We start from the raw sequence: 6,857 nt of genomic DNA, 5'->3' as shown, positions 1-6,857 counted from the left end.
TTTTTGAAAGTCTTGATGAAGACTTGTTGGCGGAACAGACGGGACTCGAACCCGCGACCCCCTGCGTGACAGGCAGGTATTCTAACCAACTGAACTACTGCTCCAGTGCGCTTTTTCGGAAGTCGTTTCCCTAAAAGCGATGCAAATATGCACCCTTGTTTGCTATAAAACAAGAATTATATGCATTAAAAATGTAATCTAATCTTAATGAAATTGTAAAAGATTGATTTACAAGCTAAAACTGAAAGTGGATCAAATCAAAAAATTAAACATATCTTGATTTTCATTCAATAATTCAAATTTATAGCCCGTTGTTCTCATTCTTTCCATGAGCTCATCAAAATCGTTTGGATCATTTACTTCAATCCCAACAATCGCTGGAGCCTTCTCTCTATTGACCTTTTTTGTATACTCAAAATGTACAACATCATCTTTTGGTCCTAAAATTTCTGTAAGAAATTCTCTTAATGCACCAGCTCTTTGAGGAAAGCGAACCATAAAGTAATGTTTGTATCCTTCATACAAAAGAGAACGTTCTTTGATCTCTTCCATACGGCCTATATCATTATTTGATCCAGACACGACACAAACCACCTTCTTGCCCTTGATCTTATCTTTTATAGCATCTAATGCAGAAATAGATAAAGCACCTGCAGGCTCAACTACAATAGCATCTTCGTTGTATAATTTTAAAATAGTGGAACATACTTTACCCTCAGGTACAAGTACCACTTCTTCTAAAAACTGTTTTGCTATTTGGAAAGTATTTTCACCTACCCTTTGTACGGCTGCTCCGTCTACAAACTTTTCAATTTTATCTAAGGTAACCACCTCATCTTTGTCCAATGCTACTTTCATTGCAGGAGCTCCTTCAGGTTCTACTCCAATGATTCTAGTATTTGGACTTATTTGAGAGAAATAACTACCCACACCAGAAGAAAGACCACCACCACCAATTGGCATTACCAGGTAATCAATTTCATCTCTTGTATCTTCTAAGATCTCAAGACCAACTGTTCCCTGTCCCTCAATTACTTTAGGGTCGTCAAACGGGTGTATAAATACCCTACCTTCTTGATCACAACGTTCCATTGCAGCAGCATAAGCATCGTCAAAAGAATCTCCAACGAGAACTACTTCGACCATATCTTTCCCCCACATTCTTACTTGACTCACCTTTTGATTTGGTGTTGGAGCAGGCATGTAAATCACGCCATGAATACCTAACTGTTTACATGAATACGCTACACCTTGTGCATGATTTCCTGCACTAGCACAAACAATACCTCTACTTTTCTCTTCTTTATTTAATGAAGAAATTTTATTAAAGGCTCCACGTAATTTGTAAGATCGAACAATCTGTAAATCCTCACGCTTTAACCAAATATCAGCTTCATATTTTTCTGATAAATTCAAGTTACGCATTAAAGGAGTACGAGTCACAACGTCTTTTAACTTTCGATGTGCTCTGACTATTGATTCTACACTTGGTAAATCCACTGCTACTTTTGTTTCCATAAGATGATGAAAGTTTGATAGTTTCAAAGGTTAATACCTGAGTACTATTAATAAGAAATTGATTAATATAAAGGGCACTCAAATTTCAACCTTTATTTTAACTACCAAAAAGGGGAAAGCGAAAAGCTCTCCCCTAGTTGTTGATATGATAAAAAGCTTACGCTTCTTGTTCTACTTTTTGGTTTTCTGGACGTAAAGCTCTTACTGCTTCACCAGCTCTCCACATTTCAGACTCACGAAGTTCTTTCAATTCTGCTTCTAACTTCACTCTGTAATCAGGTTGAGAGTTAGTATCGATAGAACGTTGAGCTTCTTCACCTGTAGCTACTGATCTGTAAAGATCTTCTACTACTGGACGAACTGCATCGCGGAATTTGTCTTTCCAATCTAATGCACCTCTTTGTGCAGTAGTTGAACAGTTAGCATACATCCAGTCCATACCGTTCTTAGCCACTAGTGGCATTAACGATTGAGTCAATTCTTCAACAGTTTCGTTAAACGCTTCTGATGGAGAGTGACCGTTTTCACGAAGTACATCATATTGTGCTTCGAAAAGACCTTGGATAGCACCCATTAAAGAACCACGCTCACCAGTCAAATCAGAGAATACCTCTTTTTTGAAGTCAGTTGGGAATAAGTAACCAGCTCCAACACCAATACCTAAGGCAATTGTTCTGTTGAAAGCGTTACCTGAAGCATCTTGGTAGATTGCATATGAAGAGTTCAAACCACGTCCTTCTAAGAACATTGTTCTTAATGAAGTACCTGAACCTTTTGGAGCAACCAAGATTACATCAATATCTTTTGGAGGAACGATACCAGTACGCTCATGGTAAGTAACACCAAAACCGTGAGAGAAGTAAAGTGCTTTACCAGGAGTTAATTTCTCTTTCAATTGAGGCCATACAGAAATTTGAGCTGCATCTGAAAGAAGGTAACAAATAATTGAACCTTTTTCTGCTGCTTCACCAATTTCGAAAAGCGTCTCACCTGGTACCCAACCGTCAGCAACAGCTTTGTCCCATGATGCACCACCTTTACGTTGACCTACAATTACGTTCAAACCATTGTCACGCATGTTTTGTGCTTGACTTGGACCTTGAACACCATAACCGATAACTGCAATAGTTTCGTTTTTAAGAACATCTTGAGCTTTCTCTAATGGAAACTCTTCACGCATTACTACGTTTTCTACTACTCCTCCGAAATTAATTTCTGCCATAATAATTAAAAGTTGTGATTCTTCTTTTTCGTTTGAAAGTTAATTTTTGATCATTGTTCTAAACAATCGCATCCTCTTGATCAAATTCTGCCAATAGAGAACTAATCTCCTGACGCTCCTTTGACAATGCAATCCTGCCTGAACGACCAAATTGCATTAACCCAAAAGGTTTTAAAGCTTCATACAAAGCATGGGTGTCTTCTTTGTGACCAGTTTTTTCGATCACTATAAAGTCAGCTTTTGCTGCTAAAATCCTTGCATGATTCTTTCTTACTATTTCTTCAACAGCATCTGAATCTGTAAGGTTATCAACAGCAACCTTATATAAGGCTATCTCTTGATAGATGATTTCGCTATCTTCATAAACATAGCAACGAACAACATCTATTTGTTTTTCTATTTGCTTGGCTACTTTTTCAGCTTGTTCAGGAGTTGTATAGAACACAATCGTAAAACGGTGAACATGTTCAATCTCCGACGCTGATGTAGTTAAGCTTTCAATATTCAACTTTCTTCTAGTGAAGATGATTGAAATTCTGTTAGTTAAACCAACTACGTTTTCTGTAAATATTGATAAAGTAAATCTTTGTTTTTCTTTCATGATATCGATGATTTTACTTTAAACGTACATTTGATACAGATTCTCCAGTAGGGATCATTGGGAATACATTAGACTCCTTTTCTACCACTACTTCTAAGAAACAAGGACCTTCAGTAGATAACCACTGATCCATTTTTGCACTTAGGTCTTCTCTAGACTCTGATTTATCTGCCTTGATATAATATGACTCTGCCATTTTTACAAAATCAGGATTCACCATCTCTGTAAATGAGTATCTTCTATCAAAGAATAACTCTTGCCATTGTCTTACCATTCCTAAGAAACTATTATTCAATACTAGAATCTTTACTGGAATTTTGTATTGGAAAATTGTCCCTAATTCTTGAACAGTCATTTGATATCCTCCATCACCTGAGATAGATACCACCAAACGATCAGGTGCTCCAACTGCTGCACCCATTGCTGCAGGTAAAGCAAAGCCCATTGTTCCTAGACCTCCAGAACTAACAATACTATCTGTGATTTTAAAATCGTAGTATCGACAAGCTTCCATTTGGTGTTGCCCTACATCTGTAACAATGATAGCTTCACCTTTTGTTTTATCAGAAAGCATTTTGATTACTTCAGACATTTTCACTTTTTCAGTAGAATCGCCTAATGTGTATTCTAATACTTCTTTCTTTTCGATTTCATCACAAGCGTGGAATTCAGCTAACCAATCATCGTGCTTTGCATCTTTCACTTTAGGAATTAATCTTCCCAAAGCTTCTTTAGCATCTGCAATAATTGGCACATCAGCTTTTACGTTTTTATCAATCTCTGAAGGATCAATTTCTACGTGAATTACTTTTGCTTGAGTGGCATATCTACTTAAATCACCTGTAACTCGGTCATCAAAACGCATACCGATAGCAATCAAAAGATCACATTCATTCGTTTTTATGTTAGCACCATAGTTACCGTGCATTCCTAAGTATCCTACATAAAGTGGATGATCTACAGGAACAGAAGATAAACCTAGTAAAGTAGAAGCCATTGGAATACCTGCCTTTTCAGCAAATGCAAGTAATTCTTTTTCTGCTTTAGAAATCATGACACCGTGTCCAACCAAAATGTATGGCTTTTTAGCGGCATTAATTAATTCTGCAGCTGCATCTAAAGCTGATTCCTCAGCGATAGTTACTGGCTTATAACTTCTTATTTTTGTGCATGGTTTGTAAGAAAAATCAAATTCTTCAAACTGTGCATCTTTAGTAATATCAATTAATACAGGACCTGGTCTTCCGCTCTTTGCAATATAGAATGCCTTAGCAATTGCCTCTGGAATTTCAGAAGCTTTTGTTACTTGGTAATTCCATTTTGTTACCGGAGTAGAGATACCAACAACATCTGTTTCTTGAAAGGCATCAGTACCTAATAAGTGAGATGCTACTTGGCCAGTGATTGCAACCATCGGTGTTGAATCGATCATTGCATCTGCAAGACCTGTAATTAAGTTAGTTGCTCCAGGCCCAGAAGTTGCCAGACAAACGCCCACTCTATGATTGACTCGAGCATAACCTTGTGCTGCATGCGTAGCACCTTGCTCATGACGCACGAGAATGTGCTTCAACTTGTCATCATAGTGATAAAGCTTATCATACACAGGCATGATTGCTCCACCTGGGTAACCAAACATTGTATCTACACCCTCTTCTACCAAAGCCATTAATAAGGCTTCTGCTCCTGATACTTTTTTGGTTGTTTCTTTGGCTTCTTGTTCTTTTGTGAACTCTTTGGCTGCTGTACTCATTACTGAAATGATTTTTCGTACTACTTGTTCTTAATTACAGATTAAAATTCATCTGTTACACACCCTTCGGATGCTGAAGAAACAGTTTTGATATATTTATAAAGTATACCTTTCTTAAACTTAGGTTCTGGTGCTACCCATTTCGCTCTTCTTTCTGCTAATTCTTCATCAGAAACAGCTACTTCGATTTTATTGGTAACCGCATCAATTGTAATAATATCACCATCATTTACTAAAGCGATATTACCACCTACTGCAGCTTCTGGAGTAATATGTCCTACCACAAAACCGTGAGTACCTCCTGAGAATCTACCATCAGTAATTAGTGCTACGTCTTTACCAAGACCTGCACCCATAATTGCTGATGTTGGCTTTAACATCTCTGGCATACCCGGGCCACCTTTTGGACCTTCGTAACGGATAACAACTACATCACCTTTCGATACTTCTCCGTTAGAGATACCATCAATCACTGCAAATTCATTATTAAATACTTTCGCAGGACCAACAAACTTCTCACCTTCTTTACCTGTTATTTTAGCAACAGAACCTTCTGTAGCTAAGTTCCCGTAAAGTATCTGAAGATGACCAGTAGCTTTAATTGGTTGATCTTGTGGACGCATTAAATCTTGATCAGAACCTAGTGGAGCAACATCCGCTAAGTTTTCAGCAATTGTTTTACCAGTTACTGTTAGACAAGAACCGTCTAATAATCCCCAATTTAGAAGTGTTTTCATTACTGCAGGAATACCTCCTACTGCAAAAACATCTTCCATTAAATATTTACCTGAAGGTTTCAAATCTGCAAAGAATGGTACTCTATCAGATACTCTTTGAATATCCTCTAAAGTTAATTCGATGTCTGCCGCTTTTGCGATAGCTAACATATGCAGAGTTGCATTTGTTGAACCACCCAATGCCATAATTACAGTCAAGGCATTTTCGAAAGATGCTTTAGTAAGAATATCAGAAGGCTTCAAGTCCAATTTCAATAAATTATGAATTGCTGGACCTAAATTTTGACATTCATTCTTTTTATCATCAGAAACTGCAGGGTTTGAAGAAGAATAAGGTAAGCTCATACCCATTGCTTCAATTGCTGAAGCCATAGTATTTGCTGTATACATACCACCACAAGCACCTGCGCCTGGGATAGCATTTTTAATCACACCTTTATAATCTTCATCTGAAATTGTACCGGCAATTTTCTCACCTAATGCCTCAAAGGCAGATACAATATTCAATTTTTGTTTTTTCCAACATCCTGAAGCGATAGTACCACCATACAACATAATAGTTGGACGATCGATTCTACACATTGCCATCATGGCACCAGGCATATTTTTATCACAACCTACAACAGTAATTAAACCATCGTAGAACTGTCCGTTTACTACAGTTTCAACAGAGTCAGCAATAATATCTCTTGATGGCAAAGAGTAACGCATACCAATAGTACCGTTTGTGATACCATCACTTACTCCAATAGTATTAAATACCAGACCCACCATGCCTTCTTTTTGGACACCAACTTTTACTTTAGCTGCTAATCCATTTAAGTGCATATTACAAGTATTTCCTTCATAACCTGTACTAGCGATACCAATCTGAGGCTTTTCCATATCCTCATCTGTCAAACCAATACCATAAAGCATTGCTTGAGCAGCTGGTTGTGTATCGTCTTGTGTTATAGTTCGGCTATGTTTGTTTAACACCTCTGCCATAATATTTCCTCTGTTTGTTGTTGATTAAAAAATCAGTTT

General features: G+C 37.4%; 5 protein-coding genes and 1 tRNA gene. All 6 read right to left on the bottom strand.

The window, feature by feature from the left end; translation table 11 throughout:
• Nucleotides 1-27 precede the first annotated feature (27 nt).
• A tRNA-Asp gene (locus tag NH26_RS18100) sits at nucleotides 28-104 on the bottom strand.
• A 148-nt stretch (nucleotides 105-252) separates the two neighbouring features.
• Nucleotides 253-1,518, bottom strand: a complete 1,266-nt coding sequence (gene ilvA, locus NH26_RS18095; RefSeq protein WP_044223286.1) for a threonine ammonia-lyase — start codon at nucleotides 1,516-1,518, stop codon at nucleotides 253-255.
• A 157-nt stretch (nucleotides 1,519-1,675) separates the two neighbouring features.
• Nucleotides 1,676-2,740, bottom strand: a complete 1,065-nt coding sequence (gene ilvC, locus NH26_RS18090; RefSeq protein ID WP_044223284.1) for a ketol-acid reductoisomerase — start codon at nucleotides 2,738-2,740, stop codon at nucleotides 1,676-1,678.
• Between the two features lie 58 nt (nucleotides 2,741-2,798).
• On the bottom strand, nucleotides 2,799-3,341 hold the full coding sequence (gene ilvN, locus NH26_RS18085; RefSeq protein ID WP_044223282.1) for an acetolactate synthase small subunit: 543 nt from the start codon (nucleotides 3,339-3,341) through the stop codon (nucleotides 2,799-2,801).
• 13 nt (nucleotides 3,342-3,354) lie between these two features.
• Nucleotides 3,355-5,094 (bottom strand): biosynthetic-type acetolactate synthase large subunit, encoded by a 1,740-nt coding sequence (ilvB, locus tag NH26_RS18080; protein ID WP_044223281.1) that lies wholly within the window; start codon nucleotides 5,092-5,094, stop codon nucleotides 3,355-3,357.
• A 41-nt stretch (nucleotides 5,095-5,135) separates the two neighbouring features.
• On the bottom strand, nucleotides 5,136-6,818 hold the full coding sequence (gene ilvD, locus NH26_RS18075) for a dihydroxy-acid dehydratase (protein WP_044223279.1): 1,683 nt from the start codon (nucleotides 6,816-6,818) through the stop codon (nucleotides 5,136-5,138).
• Between the last annotated feature and the right edge of the window lie 39 nt (nucleotides 6,819-6,857).

This window comes from Flammeovirga pacifica, assembly GCF_000807855.2.
GTDB classification, from domain to species: domain Bacteria; phylum Bacteroidota; class Bacteroidia; order Cytophagales; family Flammeovirgaceae; genus Flammeovirga; species Flammeovirga pacifica.
This window is presented reverse-complemented; position numbering and strand designations above follow the sequence as displayed.